Raw genomic sequence first — 24,234 nt, 5'->3', positions numbered from 1 at the left:
TCAACAGATGTCAGATTTTGTTCCTTAGTCAACACGGATGGTGATTGGCAGGCGCTTTTCTAATTCCCTTTGAAAAGTCATGACCTGGGCCAACCCAACGTGATGAACCGCCTTAATCTGCCGGGATATAGTGGCATGACCAATTCTTCCCCACTCAAAGAAAATATTCATTTGATCCGCAAAGGGCTGGTTAACGATGTGAATTTCGTAAATGACATTGGCCTTCTTTTTAAAGAGCGGTTCAATACTTTTGATTACTTCAGTAATTAATTCTTGATTTTCCATTTTTTACCTCCGCATACCGTACTTCGCCCCAATCAATGGCTTCACCCTCTAAGTAAAAGCCATCCGCATAAAAGTCCGAAACCTTTCCTAAAAGCGGTAAAGGAATTCGGTTATCACAATCGACCTGGTTCTTTTGGACCGTGAGCACAAGTGAGTGCTCGTAAGCCGAATAAACCTGCTGCTGGATATGCTCCAGCGAGCTGGCTTCTAACCAAACCGCCTGGTTAGCCGCTTGCTCCTTTTGATTCTTCCCCTTTAGCTTGGCTGTATGATCAGACAAAAAGAAGCCGTTCCACTTTACCTTACCTCGCTCCCGATAGTCCTTTTCAAAGTACTGCTGGACCATGGCCAACCAGTCTTCCCCTTCTAAGAAATCCTTACTCATAGGTGTTCCCTCCGTTGTGCCCGCCAACTAAGCCGGCGCGTTCAATCGCCCGGGCACCGTGCTCCAAGGAGTGGGAACGAACAATGGCAGCAGAACCAAAACGCTTTCGCAGTTGATCGACCACTTGGTCAACCGGGTCCTGTTTTTCCTCTGCTGCTTCTGGTGCTGGTTCAAAAAGCGAAAGGGTCTGTACCTTATCTGTCCCTAAGTCTGCCATCGTCACCCCCACGTGACGAACCGGCTCCCCGTTCCAGTACTGGTTAAAGAGCTTTTCTAAGACCGCCATCATGGTAGCACTTCGATTACTAGGCTCAATTCGAACGGTCTGATGGAGGCCCGTTCGACGACTATGCCGCTCGTCAAAGTCAATCTTCTCCTCAGCGTAACCGAGATACAGGCTAACCAGGCTGGCCCGGACCCCATGTGAACGCAAACGGGAGGCCACTTGGTCGGCCATTTCTAATATCACGACCCGGATTGATTCCCGGTCGCGGTAATTATAAGGCAGCACCTGGGAGTTACCGTAGGACTTATTCTTCGTTTGAACTTCTTCTGCTAGGTCGGACCGGTCAATTCCCCAGGCCAAGGCAAAGAGTTGCTCCCCCATGAGGCCCAGTTTCTTCTTCAAGACATAGGGATTGTAGTGGGCCAAGTCCCCAACCGTATTAATTCCCCATGCCTGCAACTTCTTAGCAGTCTTACGACCAATCGACCAGACTTTTCCGAAGTCACTAACCGGCCATAGCACTTGAGGCAGATTCTCATAGTGCCATTCGGCTAATAAATGGGGGTCGGACTTAGCAGCTAAATCCAAGGCTAATTTTGCCATCACTGGACTATCACCAATCCCGACCGACAGGTAAATCCCCGTTTCTTTTAGGACCTCTTTTTGAATGCGTTGAGCCACTTCCTTGGGGCTCTTTCCGAAAAGTTTCCAAAAGTCGGTGACGTCCAATATTGATTCATCAATGGAATATGCCAGCAAGTGCTTTTCATCAACGTAGCGCTGGTAGATACTGTTAATTTCAAGGTTCTTTTGTATGTATAAGTTCATGCGTGGTTCGGCTTTAACCAGGTTCGGTATGTCCGGTACGTCCTTTTGCCGGGTCACGTTCGAAATGCCCAGGCGTTTCTTTGCCATCGGTGAGGAAGCTAAGACCAAGCCACCCTTGAGGTTCTCCTGGTGGGACATCACCACCAGCATCGCTTTTAAAGGATTCAACCCCCGCTCCACGCATTCCACGCTGGCATAGAAGCTTTTTGAGTCAATTAAAAAGACAACCCGCCGCTTTTCATTCGCATAAATATCTTGAATTGTTCTTGCCATCGTTCTTACCTCATACAAAATACCGTGCTTTTTTATTATACGAACAGATGTTCGCTTTAGCAAGAAAAAAAGAAGATGGATTTTCACCATCTTCTTTGAAAAGTTTTAATTGATTATTTCTTGGACAGGTTGATCGAAATCGTCTATCATCCAGTCAGCGCGGGCCTGTTCAGCTAGACATAAGGCGACGCTATGTCCTGTAAAAACCTTTAAGATTCGGTCATAATAGCCCCCACCAAAGCCCAAACGTTGACCGCTTGCACAGTCAAAGGCCAGACCAGGTACGAGCATTAAATTGATTATCTCGAGTGACAGTACCTGGCCGTCTAGCGGTTCAGTCAAACCCATTCGATTAGGTTTCGACCAAGTCGTTTCTGGACTAATTTGGACAAAGTCCAACTGCCCCGCTTCAGCCACTCGCGCCACCGCCACCGTCTTGTTTTCCCGCCAGGCCTGTTCAATAATCACTGCCGTATTCAACTCGTATGGGAGCGATTTAGTCACGGCTACTACATCAGCCGACCGCCAACCGGCCGAAGAAAAGAGCTTACGATAAAGCTTTGCTTCCTGGACGACTTTATCAGCTGGATGATGATCCGCTAACTCTTTCAAGCAAGCCTTTTGCTGCACTCGACAGTCTTTTTTACTAAACAATTCAGTCATTTTAGTATAAAAACATAAGTTGACTTATGGCATTGGGTGCTGCATAGCAAGATGTTCAGCATCACGCTTAATTTGCTTCAAAACTTTCTCGTCATTTGGATTTTCAAGGGCGCCAACGATCAAACGGGCCACCTTACGGCTGGCGGCTTCGTCAAAGCCACGGGTTGTGATAGATGGTGTTCCAATTCGGATACCCGATGTCACGAATGGTGAACGCTGTTCGTTAGGAAGTGCTTCCTTATTCGTTGTAATGGATACAGCATCCAAAAGTTCCTGGGCTTCCTTACCAGTCAAACCAGTGGCTGTTAAGTCCAAGTTGAAGAGATGGTTGTCAGTACCACCGGCAACGACGCGAATGGTGTCCGCTTCGTTGAAGACTTCGACCATCGCCTTGGCGTTGGCGATAATCTGCTTAGCATAGTCCTTAAAAGCTGGCTGCAAAGCTTCTCCAAAGGCCACGGCCTTGGCAGCAATCACGTGCTCCAAAGGACCACCCTGTGATCCAGGGAAGATGGCTGAGTTAATCTTCTTGGCATACTTCTCTTGCGACAAGATAACCCCACCACGTGGGCCACGCAAAGTCTTGTGCGTCGTTGACGTTACAACGTCGGCGATACCCACTGGGTTCTGGTGCAAGCCAGCGGCAACCAATCCAGCGATGTGAGCCATGTCGACCATCAAGAAGGCGCCAACTTCGTCAGCGATTTCACGGAACTTCTTAAAGTCAATGAAACGTGAGTAAGCAGAGGCACCAGCGACAATCATCTGTGGTTGAACGGCCTTCGCCTTTTCCAAGATGGCATCGTAGTCCAATTCTTCTGTTTCTGGGTCCAAGCCGTAAGATTCAGAATGGTAAACCTTACCAGAGAAGGAAACCTTGGCACCGTGAGTCAAGTGGCCCCCGGCTTCCAAGTCCATCCCCAAAATCGTGTCGCCTGGCTTTAAGAAGGCCATGTAGGCAGCCGCGTTGGCCTGTGAACCTGAGTGTGGCTGCACATTGGCATATTCAGCACCGAAAAGTGCCTTCAAACGGTCAATGGCCGCTTGTTCAATGATATCGACGTATTCAGTTCCACCGTAGTAACGCTTGTATGGGTAACCCTCGGCGTACTTGTTCGTCAAAACTGAGCCCTGGGCCGCGCGAACGGCTGGTGAGGCAAAGTTTTCAGAGGCAATCAATTCAATGGTGCGGTTCTGACGAGCCGCTTCCTGTTCGATTCCTGAGAAGACCAATGGGTCTTGTTGCATAAATGTCATGTGCTTTTCTCCTACGTGTATGTGATCCGGACTATTAACTACGCACAATTGCCATAGTTATGTAAAAAGCTTTACCAAACTATTATAGCGCGCTTCCTTAGAATTCGTTCAAAAAGTCTTTCAAGGCCTTCTTTGAAAGGCCGTTTTCGAGTCCAATTAACAGCTTCAAACGGGCCTTTTGCCCATTTACTGCCCGGGCAAAAATTGCCCCTTCGCGTTCCAATTGAATTCCCCCGCCGAGGTAATCATAAACAGGTTCAGCCAATCCGTTAAAGGAACGGGAAACAATAACAACGGGGATGTCGGCGTCCAAGAGTTCCTGTACCCCACGGGCGGCGTCTTCACCCAAGTTTCCGGCTCCCAGCGCTTCAATGATAATCCCGTCGATGTGCTCGGTTTCAGCAAAGAGCGAAAGAATCTGTCCGTCCATTCCAGCGTAGGCCTTCATAACGGGAATCTTCTTAGTAACCGAGGCAATTGGGTAGGTCATGGTCTTTGGCAAATCGTAGAAGAAGATAATCTGCCGCTTGGTGATCATACCCATTGGTCCAGAGATTGGGGATGCAAAAGTCGCCACGTTCGTGGCGTGGGTCTTGGTGACAAAGCGAGCAGCGTGAATTTCATCGTTTAGAACGACCATCACCCCACGATTATCCGCCTCTTCATCCATGGCCACGCGCAAGGCTGACTGGAAGTTATAGAGACCGTCAGAACCCAGTTCGTTAGAAGAACGCATGGCCCCGGTCATGACAACTGGAATGGTCAAATCAAGGGTCTTATCCAAGAAAAAGGATGTTTCTTCGAGTGTGTCCGTTCCATGCGTAATCACAACGCCGTCATAGTCCTTCTCAGCGTCTTTTAAACGATTGTAGAGTGTGAGCATGTGTTCTGGTGTAATGTGCTCAGAGGGGATGTTAAAGGGGTTCTCAATCTCTAAATCAACGGCAGGAAAATCAAACTGTGCTTGATTCAGTGGATTGATTGAGCCAACCTCTACGTCACCATCTTCTGCAGCATGCATGGCGATGGTTCCACCGGTATGTAAAACTAAAATTTTCTTCATGAGTCACTCTCCTTCTTACGTGGCTTAATCTGTAATTGTCCCTCAAAGGCTGCCATTTTTTGAATAAAACGTTTTTCTTTTGGTTGAAAGCCGACCTGCTGGTCGTATAAATAATCGACAACGCGCTGAATACCTCGTTTGGTCATCGGCGATAGCGTCACCGAACCTAACTTGCTAATATCAATGGTCGAAAAGAGTCGTAAATAGTAGACCGTCTTCTGGTCCAAGTGCAGCCGGTGGTCATCCATATCAAAGTGGGATTTCTCGATAATCCCGTTGTACTTATCGGAGTAATCAAAGTCCCCTGTCTCGGCACCGGATAAGGGGTCACGAACCCAGTTCGGTGAAACCCCAAAAACCGGTAGTAACTGCAATTCCATAATGTTAGCCACCACCTGTGGGTCCTTTTTCGCATTTAACTGCTTAAAGGCTGCCAGGGTCTTCTCATACCATTCAGGCTGGGGAACGTTCTCGTCAAATGCCACGGTTAAATCCTTGGCAATCAGTGCCGCGTAAGCCGCAGCCGTTAAGTCCGTCACCACGTTCTTATAAATTCGACTCTCTTGAATGGAATTGATAAAGCCCAGCCCCTGCTGGTTCTTCGGATAGATACCGTCAAACACCACCCAGGTGAAGGCCTGTCCAACAGGTGCTAACTTGGACTTTTGCTTCTTAGCACCCCGGGCCATGGCCGTGATAATGCCGGCGTCTTTGGTAAAGACTTTGACCAGTAAATCATTGTCCCGGTAGGCGGTTGTATGTAATATTAAGCCTTCAATCAGTGCCATGACCCTCTCTTCTTCCTTTTAGCATGTTTATGTACGAAAAAGCGGCCAGTTGTGCGACCAGCCGCAAAATCTTATATCTTTTAAAAGTCGTCCTTACGGTAACCCAATGATTGCAAAGCTTGAGGGCGGTCACGCCAGCGCTCTTCAACCTTGACCCAGGTCTCCAAGAAAACACGTGAACCAAGCAAACGCTCGATGTCCTTACGGGCACGAGTTCCGATTTGCTTGATCATCTTTCCTTGCTTTCCAATCACGATGTTCTTCTGTGTTGGACGTTCAACGATGATGGAAGCTTGAATATGAACAATGCCATCGTCGGCCGTTTCAATCTTATCAATAACGACAGCCACCGAATGAGGCACTTCCTGCTGTGTTAACTGCAAGACTTTTTCACGAATCAATTCTGAAATAACGAAACGCTCAGGGTGATCCGTTAACTGGTCAGCATCGAAGTACTGAGGCCCTTCGTCCAAGTCCGCGATAACCGTGTCCAACAATTCAGGCACGTTGTCACCTTCTGTCGCAGAAATTGGGAAAATTTCCGTCCATTCGGGCGCATCTTCCTGATAAGTCTTGATAACTTCAAAGAGTTCTTCCTTTTTAAGTAAGTCCACTTTGTTAATCAACAAGAAGATGGGCGTATTCGTAACATCCTTCAAACGGTTAATGATGAAGTTGTCACCAGCGCCACGTTTCTTAGAAGCATCCACCACAAACCAGATAGCATCGGCTTCGTGCAAGGCAGAGAAAGCTGACTTAACCATGTAGTCACCCAATGAGTTCTGGGGCTTGTGAACACCCGGTGTATCAATGAAGACCACCTGTGCGTCATCGGTCGTATAAATTCCCTGAATCTTGTTACGAGTTGTCTGGGCCTTGTTCGACATGATGGCAATCTTTTCACCAACAATACGGTTTAACAAAGTCGACTTCCCGACGTTTGGTCGTCCAATAATAGCAACGAAACCTGATTTAAATCCTTCTTTAGTCATGAATTATCCTTTCAAACGGTGAATGAAGCGTGAGAAATCTGTTTCGATACCGAAGAAGTGCCAGAGGTGTGGCTGGAAGATTAAGAATAAAATAACCATTTCAGCAGCCACAGAAACTAGCACCATACCGGCTGACACATCTTTAACAAGACCTGCCAAGGGGTGGTAGCGTTTATCCACCATCAAATCAATCACCGCTTCGACAACGGTGTTAACAAATTCGCCATAAATGGCTAAGAACACGCCAATCACGACCCAGAGCCATTCCGAACGGTTCAACCCCAAGTAGAGCCCACCGGCTAGCACAATCAAGGCAAAGCCAACGTGGAAACGCATGTTTCGTTCACGGACAAGGACTAATAAAATCCCCTTAATCGCGTTAAAGAGCGATTTAAAGAAGTTTCGGTTTCGTCCCGTTTCCCGTCCGTGTTCATCAGAAATTTCTTTCTGCTGACTTTGCTGTTGAACCTTCTCCGATTGATCTAACTCATCTTGAAAGCGAGCCAGTTCGTCACGTTGTAGGTTTTCGCTGCGTTTAGCGTCGGAGTCCATAGTCATCTAAAATATTCCTCTGCAAATCAAACATTTCTTTTTCTTCTTTTTCGCCAAGCATGTGGTCGTAGCCATTCAGATGCAAGAAGCCATGAACAACCAAAAAACCTAGTTCACGTTCAAAGGAGTGTCCAAGGTACTCTGCTTGGCTCTGAATAATATCAACTGAAACCAAGATATCACCAATGTTCTTCGCAATCTCAGCATCCATTTCTTCATCAGCTAAGACAGGACTATCATCACCGTCTTCTTCGATGGCAAATGAGATAACATCCGTTGGCTTATCTAAACCACGGTAGTCACGGTTATAGGTCTGAATGGCATCGTTATTCATAAAAGTCACAGACATTTCCGTGTTGTCTGGCAGTTCTAGATACTTACCAGCATAATCTAAAACGTAGGTAACCAGGTCCTTGTGGAACTGTGTCACCCCGTCCTTGGTTTGATCAATAATCGCTAAATCCATTATGATTTTCCTTCTTCACGTGCTTTTTTCAATGCTTTTAATTTTTCGTCTGCTTCTTCGTAGGCCGTCACGATTTGACCGACCACTGGGTGACGAACAACGTCTTGGCTGTCGAAGTAAACAAATTCAACTCGGTTCAATCCCTTGAGAATCTTTTTCGCGGCTAATAAGCCGGACTTCACACCCTTTGGTAAATCAATTTGAGATGGGTCGCCGTTGACGACCATCTTCGACTGGAAGCCCAAACGGGTTAGCACCATTTTCATCTGCGAGTTCGTCGTGTTCTGCGCTTCATCGACGATAATAAAGGCATCATCTAGTGTACGCCCACGCATGTAGGCTAAAGGCGCAATTTCCAATACGCCACGTTCAATTAAACGCTCCACGTGATCCGCACCGATTAAGGTGTTCATGGCATCGTAAATAGGTCGCATGTAGGGGTCGACTTTTTCTTTCAAATCACCAGGCAAGAAACCAAGTGACTCCCCCGCTTCAACGGCTGGACGGGCAATAATAATCCGTTCAACCTCACCCTTTTTCAAAGCAGCTACGGCCATGGCCACTGCTAAGAAGGTCTTACCAGTACCGGCAGCACCAATTCCAAAGGTTAAATCATTATGCTTAATCGCCGAAACATACTGACGTTGTCCGTAATTTTTAACACGAACCGCACGGCCCTTATTATCTCGAATAATCGATTCCTGGTAGAAATCTAAGAAGTACTCCAAAGTTCCCTTCTTAGCCATGGTTGTCGCTGAAACCACGTCAGCTGGACTAATCGAAACCTGCTTCTTAACAAGCTTAGACAAGACATCCAAAACGGCATAGGCCTTCGTTAGGTCGGCCTCTTCTCCGGCAATGACTACCTGTGAACCACGAACATGGAGAGAAACGTTCAGTGCTTCTTCAATTAAGACGAGCAGCTGATCGTTAGCGCCGGTTAAAACGCTTTGCTGCTCAATATTCTGAAAGGTAAAAATCTTTTCACTCTGTTTTGTCAAAAATCATATCCCTCATTTGCTTGGAACTTTCTTAATTTTAACACAAAAAAAGCCCGACAGAGTCGGACTTTTGAGTGAAACAGCTTTAAAAATTAAAGAGTTTCAACTGAAACGTTGTTTGCTGACTTAGCAACAGACATAACAACAATCTTGTCACCTGAAACGGCAACGCCTTGTTCCTTAGCAACGTTCTTAGATTCAGCAACCAATTCGTCAGCTGACTTGATAGCGTTCTTTTCCAAGATTGGGAATACGCCGTTGTTCAAAGTCAAACCACGTTGTACACGTTCTTCGTTAGTCAAAGCGAAGATAGGTGCCATTGGGCGGTGCTTTGAAAGCATACGTGCTTCGTAACCTGATTCAGTCAAGACAACAACGGCCTTGGCATCAACAGAGTCAGCCAAACGTGCAGCTGAGTAAGCAGCAGCTTCGATGTCGTCGTTTGGATAGAAAGTATCCTTGTGACGGTTGTACTTAGGCAAAACAGTTTCTGCCTTTTCGTCCAACTTAGCCATCATTGTAACGGCTTCAACTGGGTATTCACCGTTAGCTGATTCACCTGACAACATAGTAGCATCAGTTCCGTTCCATACGGCGTTGGCAACGTCAGTTGCTTCGGCACGTGTAGGACGTGGGTTATCTTCCATTGAGTCAAGCATTTGAGTGGCAGTAATAACTGGCAATCCACGCTTGTTCATGTTTGCTGTCATTTCGTTTTGCACAAGAGGAACATCTTCTGCAGGAATTTCAACACCCATGTCACCACGAGGAATCATCAAACCATCAGATACGTCCAAGACAGCATCCAAGTTATCGATACCTTCTTGTGATTCAATCTTAGGAATGATTTGAACATGTTCCATGTTCTTTTCCTTCAACAAGGCACGGATATCCAAAACATCTTCAGGCTTACGAACGAATGAAGCCGCGATGTAGTTGATTTCGTGATCCAAACCGAAGCGGATGTCATCGGCATCCTTTTCAGTAATACCTGGCAAGTTGATTGAAACACCAGGTGCGTTAACACCCTTACGTGATCCAAGCAATCCGTGGTTGTCAGCCTTTACGACCAATTCACGGTTTGCGTCATCCTTTTCCATGATAGTTGTTCCAAGCAAACCATCATCAAAGAGAACCTTTCCGCCAACCTTAACGTCATCATACAAACCTGGGTATGTAACAGCAATCTTGTCGTGTGTACCTTCCAAGTTAGCATCCATAGAGATACGGAATACGTCACCAGTGGTGAATTGAATCTTACCATCAGCTTGCTTAGTTGTACGGATTTCGGCACCCTTAGTGTCAAGCAAAAGTCCAACTGTCTTGCCAGTAATCTTTTCAGCTTCTGCAACCTTTTGCATACGGCCCAAGTGTTCTTCGTGATCACCGTGGGAGAAGTTGAAACGGAATACGTTAGCACCAGCTTCAATTAACTTCACAATGGTATCTACATCGTTTGATGAGGGACCAAGTGTTGAGACGATTTTCGTCTTTTTCATGGGTAAATCTGCTCCTTTGATATCTTGGTGAGTTGCTTCAAACAACTTCCTAAAGACATTGTAATACACAAGGCAGCAAATTCACAAGCTAGAATCTAAGCTTTTTGTTTAAAAACGACATTTTTTTCGCCCAAAAGCGCTTTCAAAGCCGCCATAACAGTACTTTTACCAGCTAATCCAAATTGGATTGGCAAATTTTGCCTTTTTTTCGTAGCCGACCAATAAAGGGTCACTAGGTTCGGACCGGGATGTTTTTTCATCAGCTCCCAAATGGCCGCCTTCTGCTCAACCTCGGACTTTTCATCGGTCAAACGAAGGAACCAAGTTCCCTCTGAAGGCTCTTGATCAGCCTTTGCTTGTGTTAACTGTTCCTGCTGCCTTTGGTCGTTGCCGTCGTTTGAGTTTACTTCTACCAAACGGTTTGCGATTAAGGACAGTCCCTGTCGCACTTCGGTCTTACCAGAAATCTGGAAGACACGGCCAATCTTTAATTGATCAGCCAGTCGCTCATAGGTCTTTGGAAAAACAGTAACATCGACAGAGCCTGTCATATCGGATACCGAAAGGAAGGCCATCTGGTCCCCCTTCTTGGTCTTAATGACTTTGACTTGCTTAATCAAACCATAAATCGACACCTGCTGGTTTTCAGACAGCTCCGCAATGCTTTTGACTTTACCAGCATCGTAAACTTCTTGGAAAGCTTCTGTCGGATGACCCGACAAATTAAAGCCAAGCACTTCCTTTTCCTTTTGCAAGCGTTCGACCAGCCCAAAGTCTGGCACCTGGCGCATCTTCGTTTCTTTCAGCACCTGTTCACCAAAGGCTGCCGCCGTCAGCAAGTCATCCATGTTCTCAATCAATTCGGCACGGTTGTAGCCAAATCGGTCCAGTGCCCCTGCAAAAGTCAGTAAGGACAGAACCTTTTGCTTCCGCCACTTATCCGGCAAAGCCAAAACAAAGGATTGAATGGTCTTGAATTCACCGACCTGCTCACGAATAGCCAGCAAATCTTGGATGAATGGCGTTGGCAATCCTGAAATATTGCCGAGTCCCATCCGTAAGGCACCGCCTTCAATTGACCAATCGGCTTCTGATTGATTGACGTCGGGTCCTAAGACTTTGACGCCGCGACGCTTAGCTTCCTGCAAATAGCCCTGTGCTTTCGCTGCCCCACCTTGGTGAGCATTCAACAAAGCTGTGTAAAAGGCCAAAGGTGCGTGGGCCTTCAAGTAGGCCAAGGAAAACGACAGTTCTGAATAGGCCACTGCGTGTGACTTATTGAAACCGTAATTGGCAAATTGATCAATGTAATCAAAGAGCTGCTCCGCTTCCTGTTGACTATGACCCTTTTCAAGAGCCCCTTTTAAAAAGGCCTCTTTTGCCTGCTTCATCTGCTGGACTTTTTTCTTCGACATGGCTGAGCGCAGATAGTCCGCTTGAGCTAGTGTAAAGCCAGCGTAAACTTCCGCCACCTGCATCACCTGTTCCTGATAAACCAGGATGCCATAGGTTTCAGCTAGAATTCGGTCGACAACTGGGTCCGTTACCGGCACCTTCTCCTGTCCCAATCGACGCTTAATAAAGGTTTCAATGTGCTGACTGGGTCCTGGACGGTACAAAGCCGTCGAGGCTGTAATCAAAGCAAAGCGGTCAATCTTTAACCGTCGTAACATCCGCTGCATACCGGCTGATTCAAACTGGAAAACGCCGTTGGTTTGCCCAGCCGCAAAGAGCGCTAGGGTGTCTTTATCCTCAAAGGAAATTTTCTTGATGTCAAAGTCGTCGCCCAGAACCGGACGAGCTAAATCAATCCCCTTTGCCAGAATCTTCAAGGTCGTTAGACCCAAGACATCAATCTTCAACAGTCCCAGTTCTTCAACCGGTCCCTTTGGAAGTTGCGTCATCAAATAACCATCGTTTCCACGCTGAACGGGTAGCGTCTCCGTTAGTGGGCTGTCAGACAAAACAACTCCTGCCGCGTGGGTTGAATAATTACGAGGCAAGTTCTCCATTTTGCGCGCGGTTTGAAGCAGTAGCTTCCCAAACTCATGCTTTGACACAGCTGGTTCTAAGCGATTCTTAGGGTCAGCCAGGGTTTCATCCAAACTAACCTTGCGGCCGTTCTTCCCGGCTGGAATAGTATCTGTCAGCTTCTTTTGTTCCTTAGCATCCAAGCCAAAGACACGGCCGACATCGCGAAGAACCTGCTTCGCCGCTAACGTACCAAAGGTAATAATCTGGGCAAAGTCGGCGTGGCCATATTTGTCATGCAAGTAAGCCAGCAGTTCATCCCGTCGGTCATCGGGCCAATCGATATCGATATCGGGCATCTGCGCACGTTCAGGATTCAAGAAACGCTCAAAGAGCAAACCAGCCTGTAATGGATCAACATTTGTAATGCCTAGGCAGTAAGCGACCAAAGAGCCGGCAGCGGAGCCACGACCAGCCCCTGTTTGCACTTGATGGTCACGGGCAAATTTCAAGATATCCCAAACAATTAAGAAATAATCAGCAAAGCCTAAGTCGATAATAACGGACAATTCACCCTCTAAACGTTCAACATAGGGCTGCACGTTTTGAACACCAGCCAAAGTTAAGCGGCGTTTTAAGCCTGCCTGGGCTAACTGCTTTAAGAAGTCCGCTGAAGATAGGCCAGTATCTTGCTGATAAACGGGTAATGCCGGCTTTTTAAAAGTCAACGACACATCAACGGCGTCAATCAGAGCTTCGTTATTTTCATAAGCCTTCTTCAATTCAAGGGTTTGCTGGTAAGATTGAGCGAGTTCCGCCTGCTCCTTCAAGTAGAAAGCACCCTTTTCATGGGAAAGAGGTCCTAGGTTTTCTAAGACCGTTCCAGCGTTCACCGCACGCAGAACCTGAGTCGTAAAGGTGTCCTCTGGATTTAGGTAGTCAACCCGGTCCCAGGCAATCAACGCAAGATTGTTTTCACTGGCATAGGCCGTCAGCGACTTTTGCTGTACAAAGGACAGGCTAGGAGAAATTCCAAGGTAAAGCCTACCTGGTTGCCCAGTTAACTTGAGTAAGTTCTCCAGGTAGTTCTTGGTGGATGGATCACTCATCGAAATCAACTGACCCAACTCAGATTCAGGCGTTAAAGTGACTGCCAGTCCGTCCAAATGCTCCGCTAACATGGCAAGCGTCATCGGCTCGTCATCCTCTAAGGTCATCTTCTTAGAAGAAAGCTCAATCAGGTTCTGATAGCCCTGCTGGTTGTAGGCCGTCAGCAAAATTGGGAAAGTCGTTGCCAGGTTCACTAAGCCATTCACCATCAATTGCAGTGAGAAGACCGGCTTTAAGTTCTTTTCCTGTGCTTCCTTGTAAAAGTCAACGAAGGAGTACATCACGTTTTGTTCCGCTATTGAGACCGCTTGGTAGCCGCGGGCCTTTGCTGTATCCACAATCTGTTGGATGCTGCTTGGACTCTGCAAGAGTGAATAAGCACTTTTCACTTGTAATGGTGCGTACATGGCAACCTCCCAAAGCGTGTCAAATCTTGCTTTTATTATACCGAAAATTTGTTCTCATATCTTTAAAAAACCGTGAAGTTTCCTATTGTCCGAACCGGTCACCCGACTTTTCCTAGACGAAAATTCATTTCTGTTGCTTGACCAATTCTAAAATAGGCGTAAGATTGGCATTAAATAAAAAAGGTGGTGAAAAAATGCGCTATATCGTTACCGCAATCTGGTCAGCATTCTTCGGATTAATCCTCGGCTACCTCGTTGGTCAAATGACGAGTGTCACTTTTAACCCTGCAATGTCAGCACTAGTAACTGTTATTATCGGAGAACTTGCTGTTGTCGTTGTCCCTGCCCTTTCAAAGGACAGCCAGACCGCTCAGTAAAATTTAAAAGATTTAAAAAGGACTTTTTGAGGCATCTCGCTTCAAAAAGTCCTTTTTCTATTCTTATTTACTTGGCTGCTTCTTGAACAATTTCAAGCAAGACATCCGTCGCCTGTTCCATGACCTGCTTTGATACATATTCAAAGCGACCGTGCATGTTCTCACCACCGGCAAAGAGGTTTGGTGTTGGCAATCCAAGGAAGGTAATCTTTGAACCATCCGTTCCACCACGAACGGCTTCAATCTTTGGTTCGATATTCAAGGCCTTCATGGCAGATTCAGCTAAGACAACTGATTCCTGCTTGTCCTTCAAAACGTCACCCATGTTGTAGTACTGGTCTTGTACGTCCACTTTGATTCGTGGGTTTTCGAATTGGGCATTCAATTCATCAGCTGCCACAATCAGAAGGTTCTTCTTCGCTTCAAAGGCTTCTCGATCGTGGTCACGAATAATGTAGCCCATTGATGCTTCGTCTGGTGTTCCGTTCAAAGCGTACAAGTGGAAGAATCCTTCACGGCCTTCCGTCTTTTCTGGACGTTCATCTGCTGGCAAAGCGTTGTGCAAATCAATGGCCAACTGCAAGGCGTTGACCATCGTATCCTTGGCCGTTCCAGGGTGAACATTACGTCCCGTAATTGAAATTTTTGCACCAGCGGCGTTGAAAGTTTCCCATTCCAATTCACCAAGTGGTCCACCATCAACGGTGTAGGCGAAGTCCGCACCAAATGCCTTCACTTCAAAGTTGTTAGCACCACGCCCGATTTCTTCATCAGGTCCAAAGGCAAATGACAAGGCGCCGTGCTTGACTTCAGGGTGTGCATTCAAGTAGTCAATCAAAGCAAAGATTTCAGCAACCCCCGCCTTATCATCGGCACCAAGCAAAGTACGACCATCGGTCGTAATCAAATCATGGCCCTTATAATTTTTCAAATTTGGAAAGTCTTTTGGGTCCAAAGTGAAGCCAGAGTCCCCCAACTTGATAACGGATTGACCATCATAGTTGTGAACTTCCTGTGGTTGAATGTTTTCAGAGTTGAAGTCGGCTGTATCAACGTGTGAAATAAAGCCAATCGTTGGCACATCAGCATTATCAATGTTAGCAGGCATCTTCGCAAAAACGTAACCATCAGGCATTGTTTGAACATCGGACAAACCAAGTGAACGGAGTTCCTCTGAAAGTTCCTTCAAGAAAGCGACTTCCTTTGGATCAGATGGCGTTGTTTCGGACTCTTCATTTGAACGTGTGTTGACTTTTACAAAACGCAAAAAGCGGTTAATTAATTCTGGGTATTTCGTTGACATGATAAACCTCCTATAAATAACAATATGGGTCTGTATTTACTTCACTAATAAATGATTCTAGCTCGGCACCAAACCACTCCTGGACTTTTCCGACCATCGGCTCCTTAGCCAAGGCTTCCATGTGGTGGTCTGGGTCGAGTACGGCAAAGTCTTCGGCTAAGACATCGTGACCGACGTGGTAATACAAGTCCGCCGTGATGTACAGGTCGGCGCCAGCGGCTTGCGCCATCGACCAGAACTTACCGCCGTCGCCACCAAGAACGGCGACTTTTTGAATTTCTTGGTCCGGGTCATTCGCAATCAACCGAACTGCCGCAACACCACAGGCTGCTTTTACCTGCTTCGCATAGTCCGACATCTTAACCGGCTTTGGCAGTGAACCAACACGCCCAAGTCCGGTTTTGCCATTGCCTTCTTCGGCAACCAATGGGTGGGCATCTTGAATATCAAAGGCTTGGCAAAGCCAGTCGTTCAAACCACCTTCGGCAGCATCCAAGTTTGTATGGGATGAATAGACGACAATGTTGTGCTTAATCAAATCGGCATACATCTTATTTTGTGGATTGGATAAGTCCAAATTCTTCGCTGGGAAGAAAAGTGGTTCGTGGTGGGCCCAAATGAAGTCCACCTTCTTTTCAATAGCTTCTGCCACTGTTTCAGGACGAACATCCAAGGTCGTCATCACACGGTGAGTTTCCTGTTTAGGGTCGCCAATTTGCAAACCGGTCGGGTCACCCTTTTCGGCTAGCTCTTTTGGTGCAAAAGCTTCGATTTTTTCAATTAAATCAGCAGCTAAAATCATGCTGAAAGCACCTCCTGAATCTTTTCAACCTTTTTCAATACCTCTTGGTATTTCGGATTGTCTACCTGTCCCGCTTCCTTCAAGCGGTCAAGAACAAGCTGCAAGCGGCTTTGTTCATGCTGCCATTTTTGCTGGAAAACAGGTCCCTGTTCCTGACGTAAGAAAGGCCCGAAGGTAAGGTCATCAGCTGACAAAGTCTGTTGACCTGGTTCGGCGACAATGATTTCGTAGCGGTGCTCACCCTCTTCGACCATTTGCTCTTTGACGATGGCGTAACCATTATCCACTAACCAGGCGCGCACCGCGTCCTGATCGGTATTTGGCTGCAAGACCAACTGTTGAAACGGCCCTAAATCCTTTTGATCATTCAGAATTTTCTTAATGAGCAAGCCACCCATTCCGGCAATGACAACGGTCTCAACACTATCTTCCTTGGAAACAGCGGCCAAGCCATCAGCTAAGCGACAGTCAATTTTTTTACCCAGTCCCTGTGTTGCGACCGTATGTTTGGCGTTATCTAGCGGTCCAACTGCTACTTCACCAACGATGGCTTCAGCAACCTTCCCCTGTTCAACCAAGTAGGTAGCCAGGTAGGCGTGATCGGAGCCAATATCGGCGACTTTGGCTTTTGTATCCACTAAATTCGCAACCGCCTCTAAGCGGGGGCTCAATTTTACTTGGGGCATGAAGATTCTCCTTCAAAATCATTTGACTGAACTTTTCTTTATTATACTGTTCAGTATCTTTTACAACAAGACTAAATTAGAAACAAATTAAAAAACCGCCTAAGCGGTTTTATTTACGAAAGTAACTTTTTAACGGGTGCAAAGGACCGACGGTGAATTGGACAAGGACCAAGCTTAGCTAATCCTTCCAAATGCGCCTTCGTTCCATAGCCATCGTTATGCGCAAAGTCATAACCCGGGTATTCCTTATCATAGGCTACCATAATGGCATCACGGGTCACCTTAGCCAGGATTGATGCCGCCCCAATCGAGTTCGACCGGGCATCGCCCTTAATCAACTTCGTTTGCGGAACTGGTAGATCAACTACCATCGCATCAATTAAGAGGTAATCTGCTGGCATCTTCATGCCCAAAACAGCTTCCTTCATGGCCTCACGACTGGCTTCATAGATGTTAATTTCATCTATTCGTTCAGCCGGAACGATGCCGATACCATAAGCAATGGCTTCATCCTTAATGTACTGAACCAATTCATCACGAACCTTTTCTGACAACTGTTTGGAATCAATAACGCCATAGGCGTCAAAGTCAGCTGGTAGAATCACGGAAGCCGCGACAACCGGACCAGCTAAAGGCCCACGTCCTACTTCATCAATACCAGCAATAGCTTGATAGCCCTGTTCCCAGAGTTCGGATTCAAAAGCAAAACGGGTCATGAAGTCCGCCTTCTGCTTCGCTTCCTTTTCAATCCGGCGGTCAAAGGACTTCAAGGCTGCTTTGACACCAGCCCGTTCGTCCGTCCGCCATTCCGCTAAACGGACATCGTCAAAGGCCGCCTCTTTTAAGGCCGCTTTAATTATCGCAATCGTCTCAGTCATATTCTCGGTCCAACGTGTATCGACCCAACTTGCCAGAACGAAGGTCGTTTAGCATACGGATGGCTGCCTTTTCGTAGTCATCCTTAAAGCCAAGCTTAGCAGTAATAGCCAAGAGCAAATCAACGTCTGATAGATCAAAAGCATCATCGTTCAAGTGGTAGCGGTCAATAATGGCTTTTTGATTATAATCACGGAAGAATGCCAGCAAGTTCAATGCCGCATCATCCTTCGCAAAGATGGTGTCCTTAACGGCACCAGTCAAAGCCAGGCGCTGACCAATCTTTTGGTCTTCGAACTTTGGCCAGAGAACTCCGGGCGAATCCAAAATTTGCAAGCCAGTTGAGGTCTTTAACCAGGCAACTTTCTTGGTCACACCGGGTTTGTTAGCTGTAATGGCAACGTTCTTTTGAACTAAATGGTTGAGCAAAGTCGACTTCCCGACGTTTGGAATACCGGCCAACATCACGCGAATTGGTCGGTCCTTAATCCCCTTGGCTTCTTGCGCTTCCAGCTTATCAGCCAAAACGTCCTTTGCCGCCTTCGTTATATACTGGGCAGTCTTTGGACCACGCGTATCCAAGACAGCAACAGCCAAGCCCTGCTTTTCGAAGTGCGCCTTCCAGGCCGCCGTTTCCTTTGGGTCAGCCAAATCCGCCTTGGTCATCACCAATAAACGGGGCTTCTTTTCAATTAACTTATCGACTTCAGGATTCCGTGATGACATTGGAATACGAGCATCAACCAGCTCAAAAACAATATCAACTAGTGATAAATTCTCGCGCATCAAACGGAAGGCCTTGGCCATGTGGCCAGGATACCATTGAATATTTTGTCCCATCACTTCCTCCTAACTAACGAGAAGCCTGGTACTCGGCCCAAGCTTCATCAAAAATCGTCATCGACATTAAATATGAGGTGCTCGTTTCTAAGTATTCGGAAATTTCATCAAAATCCATTGACTGCTTAGGAAAGGAAGCATCTAAAAAGGCATTATTCGCAAACTGTTGAATCTCATCTGCTGCTACGGGGTTACGGTTCGTCATTAGCCAACCATAAAAGCTTCTCGATTTACTGGGCATTCTGCATTACTCCTGTAAAGGCAAAACGATTCTCTTTCAGATCAAATTGATCAGCGCGAACTGTCCAACCGTTCTTGTTCGTCAACTTAGACAAATCGAGGGCGATTTGCTGCTGATCCGGTTGAATTGACACACCCTTAGGGCCTGAATACATAGCCTTAATGTAGCCCATCGCAACGTTAACAGGCAAATCCAAACGGCCGAGTTCGACTTTTTGAACGGCCAGAATGATGTTTCCATCATCCGTTGTCTTTGGGTCCATGGTTAATTGGGCATCCAACTTCTGACCAAAGATCGTCACCGTTGTGTTCGCTACCACGTTATCAGAGTTCACCTTAACCTGGTACTTACCATTTGAATCATCGGTTAAGTAGGTCTTAGCCAAGGCGTTCAATTGGTCGCGATTTAAAGTCAAATCAATCTTCGTATTCTGACTAGGTGTTGTCGTACTAAAGTTTGTCCGGGTAGGCATCATCGCTAAGTAAGCCGTATAGGCCCCAAAGGACAAAATTGCAATTATTAATAACCAAAAGAACCAAAACCAAACGGAACGGTGCTTCTTCATGACAAACCCCTTTTACTACTCTTTACTCTGCTTCAAACAAGATGGCCAAAGCGCCCAATCCAGTGTGTGTTGAAATCAAAGGTGATGTGGTTGATACCAAGATATCAATATCAGGCCAGATTTCATTCAAACGGTCAGCCAAAGCCTGTGCTTCTTCAGGAATACCGGCGTGACTCACACCAATGTGCTTCATTGTCTTGAAGCCCTTCATCTTTTCAATCACATCGTCGTTAAATTTGTTCAAAGTCTTCATACCACGGCCCTTAACCGCAACATCGACTTTTCCTTCCTTATCGACAAAGGCCCCAACCTTGATATTCAACAAGTTTCCAATCAAGCCCTGTGTCTTTGAAAGGCGACCACCAGCAACCATGTTGTCTAGTGTACGGAATGACAAGTAAATATAAGTTTCATCACGAGCCTTTTCAGCTGCCGCGAGCACTTCTTCCATACTTCCGCCAGCTGCAGCAACACGTGCCGCTGCCAAAACAACAAAGGCTTCCGAACGGTCGGCTGAACGTGTGTCAAAGGCGACCACCTTGTTACGGACAAGTGCAGATGCTTGGCTAGCAGCGTTCACAGTACCAGACAACCCTGATGAAATGTGCAAAGAAAGGATTTCAACATCTTCATCACCATCCGCTGCCTTCTCGTAAGCTTCTTGAAAGGAACCAATTGATGGTTGTGAGGTATGAGGCAATTCCTTACTTTCTTTCATCAAGTCCAAGAACTTTTCAGAAGTGATGCTGACACCGTCTTGATAAATCGTGCCATCAATCTCAACTGACAAAGGAACGATTTGCATATCAAATTCCTTCAATTCTGATTCTGAAAAACGTGCACCTGAATCAGTTACAATCTTTACCTTACTCATCACTGCCTCCTAAGCCTTACGCATATACGTTAAAAATTGAATCGCTTGACCATTATCAGTCAATTCTTCTTTATTAGTTAATTCAAAAATCGATGTATCGATTGGTTCTACAAATGTATCACCGTCAAAGTCACCCGCCACCTTTGTCACGGATAACTCCGTTGCCATTGGCATCAAGGCTTTATAAAGCTGGGCACCACCAGCAACAGTGACTAGCTGATCTTGCTGCCACTCGTTTTTAATCAGTTCCTTTAATTCATCTAAAGAATGAACAACAGTAACTGAATCAAAACCAGGGTTAAAATCCTGCTGCCTAGTCAGTACGACCGACTTTCGCTTTGGTAAAGGACGTCCAATGGAATCCCATGTGGCACGTCCCATTAACATCGTACTATTTACTGTTTCCGATTTAAAGTGTGCCAAATCGGCTGGTAAAGACCAAGGTAATGTGCCATTTTTACCAATGGCATGTTGGTCGTCTTCGGCCCAAACCATTCTTAATACTGCCATATTACTTCCCCTTTGCAAAGTCGAAAAGCACTGATTTTTCATTTTCTACTTGACCGTTAACAACGGCATGTTCAATGTCTGAAAGAATCTTTCCAAGTGCTGGACCAGGTTGAGCAATTCCCGCTTGAATCAACGCACCACCACTCACAGCCAATTCTTTAGTCGAATGAATTGGTAAAGCCTTAAACTGTTCCGCAATGGATAAGCGAACTGATTCATCAACACCAATAATAGCAAGCACTGACAAGAAAGTTTCAGATAAGTCATTGATTTGATAAAGGTCCCAAACGGATAAATCATCGACCTTCTCAATCGTCGGTGCCAAACGGTTAACCGTCGACATGATTTCACGAGATAACTTCCAAGTCCTTAATTCTTGCTGCAATTCATCTGCACCTAATCCAGCGGTTGCTAGATAAAGCGTCCAAACCTCAGCAAAATTTTGAGGTTGTTTTTTCTCTAGGTAGTTCGCTAAGGCCAACAAATGGCTAGCCTTAATCCGGCCCGTCTTACCTGGGAAGTATGGCAGCAAGCCAACTTCAACCATGGTCATCAGTGATCGACCGGCCGCCTGCCCCATTAGCATTTTCTCAAACTCAACTTGAATTCGCTCAACAGCAATTTTTTCAAGGTTAGGAGCTAATTCTGCTAATGCTTCCAAAGTTGCTTCTTCGATTGAGAAGTCCAATTTAGCCGCAAAGCGCAGCGCCCGCATCATTCGCAGAGCGTCTTCTGTAAAACGTTCCTTGGCTTTTCCAACGGCTCGAATTTGCTTCTTCTCAAGGTCGTCTAAGCCATTAAAAAGATCAATAACCGTGCCATCAGCATCCAGAGCAAAAGCGTTAATCGTGAAGTCACGACGCTTCAAATCCTCTGACAGCGAACGTACAAAAGTCACTGAATCAGGGCGACGGAAGTCGGTGTAGGTTGACTCCGTCCGGAAAGTCGTAATTTCATACCCTTCCCCGTGGTCTAAGACCATGACCGTTCCGTGTTGAATACCGGTATCAACGGTTTTTTCAAAAATCTCTTTAATTTCTTCTGGGTAAGCAGATGATGCAATATCGACGTCGTGGAGCTCTTCTCCAAGAATCATATCGCGAACACAGCCACCAACAAAGTAGGCTTCAAAGCCAGCTTCGTTTATTTTTTCTAATATCGGTTTGGCCGCCACTAACTGGGCGGGCAGTTCTTTAAATTGCATGGGGCCACCTCAACTATTCCTTATAGTTTTATCTTAGCAATAATTCTAGATAAATGCACGAACCAGCGGGTATTTAAGGAGTTAAATTAGAAAAAAGTGTCTTCTAATTCTGTCAAACGTTCAGCCAATTCAAAGTTATCGGGATTAATTGCCAGCGCCTTCTTCAAAGTTGCTGCCTCTTCTTCCCGCTGTCCCGTTTCATGGTACCAGTCTGCTAGATCATGCAAGAAGTCCGTATCCTCTGGGTAGTCTGAAGCGGCCTGTTGCCAATAGGAAGCCGCTTTATCGTCTTCTTCTTTGGCATGGTAGGCCCGGGCCAAATCCCATTTGAATTTTGGATCAAAGAGGTCACGCTTGTTCGCATCCGTAATCACTTCAATGGTTTGGTCATAATCATGCTTTGCCAAGTAAAAGTCAGCCAAGGCTGCAATCGTGACAACATCCCCATCATCCAGTGCCAAGGCCTTCTTATATGAATCCTCCGCCAACTTATCATCTCCCATCTGGAAGGCCAAATTAGCCGTCAAACGGAAGAGCACCACGTTCGTTTGGTCGTAAGACAAGCCAGCCTGATAAGTCTTTAAGGCAGCCTCTTTTTCGTTAGCCTTTTCCTGAGCCTGACCAAGAATTGGATAAACCGACGTATAGTGTGGGTCTAGGTCCAACACTTCTTCCAAGAGCTCCACCGCTTCGGCCGTTTCACCCTTCTGGTAGTAGAGAAAACCAAGTTGGAACTTATTATCAACAGACATATCAATTGGCTTAATCTGCTCAAAGTAAGCAATGGCATTATCGATATTACCAACAGCCGCATAGGCCGTTCCAATTCGAGCAGCGATATCGACTTTGGCAATCCGACGCTGGCCCATTAAGAGCAAAGAACGGTAGAGGGCGATTGCTTTGTTATACTCCCCTGTTGAAAAGTAAAACTCAGCGAGAGCAAAAGCGACCACCGGCTCATCTGGGGCAATTTGGCGAGCCTGCTTCAAAGCGTACTCAGCGGACTCCTGCAGTCCTTCTTGCTGGTAGAGGTCAGCCTTCACTAGCAATGCCTGCAAGTAAGCGTCTGATTCAGGCGAAATCTGAGCCAAGTAATCCTGGGCTTCTTCTAAGTTGTCCTCTTCAATGGCTAACTCCGCCAAAGCAGATTTTAGCTGGTCCTCATCTGGATGTTTTGCTAGCAACTGCAGATATGCCTGCTTAGATTCATCCACAAAGCCCATGGCGTAAAGGTCTTCAGCTAGTGAGAAAACCAAATCATCGCTATCTTCCTTAAGAGACAGGTCAAATGCCTTCTGTGCATCCGCCACTTGTCCTAAGTTTAGTGCACTCATCATTTCTTCTGCGTGATTTGTCATGATTACCGCCCCTTTGTTCATCGTTAAAAAACTCTACAAACTATTATATCCTGCTCAGTTCTAAGTATAAAGAAGGAGTTTTAGAAAATAAAAGCTTTCAATATTTTTCGAATCTATTTTTTTAAAGACAGAATGGTCAAGTCTCCCTCCTAAAAGTTCAGGTTCAACACCCCAAAGACTGATTTCATGCTAAAATTAATAATATTATGTTTTTTCAAAAAACAACATTCACTTTTATGAAAGGAGTCAGTCATGTATTCATTAACAAAAAAACGCTGGCAAGCCATTAATGATAACGACGCTAACTTTGATGGCCAATTCATCTATGGCGTGATGGCTGACCACCGTGTTTGCTGTCCATCCTGTCATCGTGAAGATGACTGCGTTCAAAAGAACATCCGTATTTTCAAAACCTGTGATGAAGCGCTTTTCGAGGGCTTTGTCCCCTGTCCAGACTGTCAGCCCTTCGGCGTTCTTTCAGATAAAGCAAAGCTTGTCTATCAAATTAAAACTTACTTAGCCCACAACTATCAAAAGCGGCTAACATTGGAATCACTGGCCGATGAATTTAACGTATCAACCGGGGTCATTCACCGGGCCTTCATGACCACCACCAATGAAAGCCCTCAGGCCTACCTCGTTCGCTTACGAATGTACCAGGCCAAAAAGATGCTCCACGACAGTAACGATTCTGTTGCGGTCATTGGGTTAAAAGTCGGCATCCCGAACCTTTCCTACTTCAACACCGTTTTCAAACAACACGTCGGCATGACCGCGGTCCAATACCGTAAACAAGCAAAATAAAACGACTCATTGATTTGCTTCCCTTACA

26 protein-coding genes are annotated in these 24,234 nt (G+C 46.1%); 2 read left to right on the top strand and 24 right to left on the bottom strand.

Annotation, left to right across the window (positions count from 1 at the left end):
- Nucleotides 1-24: 24 nt before the first annotated feature.
- The 13 genes from H7198_RS04340 to H7198_RS04280 form a co-directional block, all read right to left on the bottom strand.
- On the bottom strand, nt 25-285 hold the full coding sequence (locus tag H7198_RS04340) for a hypothetical protein (RefSeq protein WP_274458559.1): 261 nt from the start codon (nt 283-285) through the stop codon (nt 25-27).
- On the bottom strand, nt 260-670 hold the full coding sequence (locus tag H7198_RS04335; protein WP_274458558.1) for a hypothetical protein: 411 nt from the start codon (nt 668-670) through the stop codon (nt 260-262). The genes H7198_RS04340 and H7198_RS04335 overlap by 26 nt, the downstream gene beginning before the upstream one ends.
- Nucleotides 663-1,997 (bottom strand): Y-family DNA polymerase, encoded by a 1,335-nt coding sequence (locus tag H7198_RS04330; protein ID WP_274458557.1) that lies wholly within the window; start codon nt 1,995-1,997, stop codon nt 663-665. Before H7198_RS04330 ends, H7198_RS04335 begins: the two co-directional genes overlap by 8 nt.
- A gap of 105 nt (nt 1,998-2,102) precedes the next feature.
- Nucleotides 2,103-2,651 carry a 5-formyltetrahydrofolate cyclo-ligase gene (locus H7198_RS04325; RefSeq protein WP_274458556.1) on the bottom strand — a complete coding sequence of 183 codons (549 nt, stop codon included), beginning with the start codon at nt 2,649-2,651 and terminating at the stop codon, nt 2,103-2,105.
- 33 nt (nt 2,652-2,684) lie between these two features.
- Nucleotides 2,685-3,917, bottom strand: a complete 1,233-nt coding sequence (gene glyA, locus H7198_RS04320) for a serine hydroxymethyltransferase (RefSeq protein ID WP_274458555.1) — start codon at nt 3,915-3,917, stop codon at nt 2,685-2,687.
- A gap of 97 nt (nt 3,918-4,014) precedes the next feature.
- Nucleotides 4,015-4,980, bottom strand: a complete 966-nt coding sequence (locus H7198_RS04315; protein ID WP_274458554.1) for an asparaginase — start codon at nt 4,978-4,980, stop codon at nt 4,015-4,017.
- Entirely contained in the window at nt 4,977-5,768 is a 792-nt protein-coding gene (gene recO, locus H7198_RS04310) for a DNA repair protein RecO (protein ID WP_274458553.1), read from the bottom strand. The genes H7198_RS04315 and recO overlap by 4 nt, the downstream gene beginning before the upstream one ends.
- 80 nt (nt 5,769-5,848) lie before the next feature.
- Nucleotides 5,849-6,760, bottom strand: coding sequence for a GTPase Era (gene era / locus H7198_RS04305; protein WP_274458552.1), 912 nt, complete (start codon nt 6,758-6,760; stop codon nt 5,849-5,851).
- 3 nt (nt 6,761-6,763) lie between these two features.
- Nucleotides 6,764-7,318 carry a diacylglycerol kinase family protein gene (locus H7198_RS04300; RefSeq protein ID WP_274458551.1) on the bottom strand — a complete coding sequence of 185 codons (555 nt, stop codon included), beginning with the start codon at nt 7,316-7,318 and terminating at the stop codon, nt 6,764-6,766.
- Nucleotides 7,296-7,778 (bottom strand): rRNA maturation RNase YbeY, encoded by a 483-nt coding sequence (gene ybeY, locus H7198_RS04295; RefSeq protein ID WP_274458550.1) that lies wholly within the window; start codon nt 7,776-7,778, stop codon nt 7,296-7,298. Before ybeY ends, H7198_RS04300 begins: the two co-directional genes overlap by 23 nt.
- On the bottom strand, nt 7,778-8,779 hold the full coding sequence (locus H7198_RS04290; RefSeq protein WP_274458549.1) for a PhoH family protein: 1,002 nt from the start codon (nt 8,777-8,779) through the stop codon (nt 7,778-7,780). Before H7198_RS04290 ends, ybeY begins: the two co-directional genes overlap by 1 nt.
- A 92-nt stretch (nt 8,780-8,871) precedes the next feature.
- On the bottom strand, nt 8,872-10,278 hold the full coding sequence (gene pyk, locus H7198_RS04285; protein ID WP_274458548.1) for a pyruvate kinase: 1,407 nt from the start codon (nt 10,276-10,278) through the stop codon (nt 8,872-8,874).
- Between the two features lie 95 nt (nt 10,279-10,373).
- Nucleotides 10,374-13,766 (bottom strand): DNA polymerase III subunit alpha, encoded by a 3,393-nt coding sequence (locus tag H7198_RS04280; RefSeq protein ID WP_274458547.1) that lies wholly within the window; start codon nt 13,764-13,766, stop codon nt 10,374-10,376.
- 194 nt (nt 13,767-13,960) lie between these two features.
- Between H7198_RS04280 and H7198_RS04275 the strand changes: the two genes are divergently transcribed.
- Nucleotides 13,961-14,143, top strand: coding sequence for a YjzD family protein (locus H7198_RS04275; RefSeq protein ID WP_091501581.1), 183 nt, complete (start codon nt 13,961-13,963; stop codon nt 14,141-14,143).
- Between the two features lie 67 nt (nt 14,144-14,210).
- Here the strand turns inward: H7198_RS04275 and pepT are convergent, their stop codons facing one another.
- The 11 genes from pepT to H7198_RS04220 form a co-directional block, all read right to left on the bottom strand.
- Entirely contained in the window at nt 14,211-15,446 is a 1,236-nt protein-coding gene (gene pepT / locus H7198_RS04270; protein ID WP_274458546.1) for a peptidase T, read from the bottom strand.
- Nucleotides 15,447-15,456: 10 nt separating this feature from the next.
- Nucleotides 15,457-16,248: a Nif3-like dinuclear metal center hexameric protein gene (locus H7198_RS04265; protein WP_274458545.1), complete on the bottom strand. Its 792-nt coding sequence runs from the start codon at nt 16,246-16,248 to the stop codon at nt 15,457-15,459.
- Nucleotides 16,245-16,934 (bottom strand): tRNA (adenine(22)-N(1))-methyltransferase, encoded by a 690-nt coding sequence (locus tag H7198_RS04260; RefSeq protein WP_274458544.1) that lies wholly within the window; start codon nt 16,932-16,934, stop codon nt 16,245-16,247. The genes H7198_RS04265 and H7198_RS04260 overlap by 4 nt, the downstream gene beginning before the upstream one ends.
- A 113-nt stretch (nt 16,935-17,047) precedes the next feature.
- On the bottom strand, nt 17,048-17,812 hold the full coding sequence (locus H7198_RS04255; protein WP_274458543.1) for a ribonuclease HII: 765 nt from the start codon (nt 17,810-17,812) through the stop codon (nt 17,048-17,050).
- A complete protein-coding gene (gene ylqF / locus H7198_RS04250; RefSeq protein ID WP_274458542.1) occupies nt 17,805-18,650 on the bottom strand; it encodes a ribosome biogenesis GTPase YlqF in 846 nt (281 codons plus the stop codon). The genes H7198_RS04255 and ylqF overlap by 8 nt, the downstream gene beginning before the upstream one ends.
- A gap of 13 nt (nt 18,651-18,663) precedes the next feature.
- Nucleotides 18,664-18,891, bottom strand: a complete 228-nt coding sequence (locus H7198_RS04245) for a YozE family protein (protein WP_274458541.1) — start codon at nt 18,889-18,891, stop codon at nt 18,664-18,666.
- A complete protein-coding gene (locus tag H7198_RS04240; protein ID WP_274458540.1) occupies nt 18,881-19,456 on the bottom strand; it encodes a YpmS family protein in 576 nt (191 codons plus the stop codon). Before H7198_RS04240 ends, H7198_RS04245 begins: the two co-directional genes overlap by 11 nt.
- Before the next feature lie 22 nt (nt 19,457-19,478).
- Nucleotides 19,479-20,330, bottom strand: a complete 852-nt coding sequence (locus H7198_RS04235; RefSeq protein WP_274458539.1) for a DegV family protein — start codon at nt 20,328-20,330, stop codon at nt 19,479-19,481.
- Between the two features lie 9 nt (nt 20,331-20,339).
- The gene (locus tag H7198_RS04230) at nt 20,340-20,840 is read right to left on the bottom strand and encodes a dihydrofolate reductase (RefSeq protein ID WP_274458538.1); all 501 of its coding nucleotides are present in this window, start codon (nt 20,838-20,840) and stop codon (nt 20,340-20,342) included.
- A gap of 1 nt (nt 20,841) precedes the next feature.
- The gene (locus H7198_RS04225) at nt 20,842-22,044 is read right to left on the bottom strand and encodes a CCA tRNA nucleotidyltransferase (protein ID WP_274458537.1); all 1,203 of its coding nucleotides are present in this window, start codon (nt 22,042-22,044) and stop codon (nt 20,842-20,844) included.
- An 86-nt stretch (nt 22,045-22,130) separates the two neighbouring features.
- Complete coding sequence (locus tag H7198_RS04220) at nt 22,131-23,402, bottom strand: tetratricopeptide repeat protein (RefSeq protein WP_276057348.1); 1,272 nt, start codon at nt 23,400-23,402, stop codon at nt 22,131-22,133.
- Between the two features lie 252 nt (nt 23,403-23,654).
- Here H7198_RS04220 and H7198_RS04215 point away from each other — a divergent pair, with 252 nt between their 5' ends.
- A complete protein-coding gene (locus H7198_RS04215; RefSeq protein WP_274458536.1) occupies nt 23,655-24,206 on the top strand; it encodes a helix-turn-helix domain-containing protein in 552 nt (183 codons plus the stop codon).
- Nucleotides 24,207-24,234 lie beyond the last annotated feature (28 nt).

It is taken from the genome of Fructobacillus sp. CRL 2054 (assembly GCF_028764065.1).
Lineage (GTDB): Bacteria > Bacillota > Bacilli > Lactobacillales > Lactobacillaceae > Fructobacillus.
The sequence above is the reverse complement of the archived record's forward strand: the minus strand, read 5'-3'. Positions and strand labels throughout refer to the sequence as shown.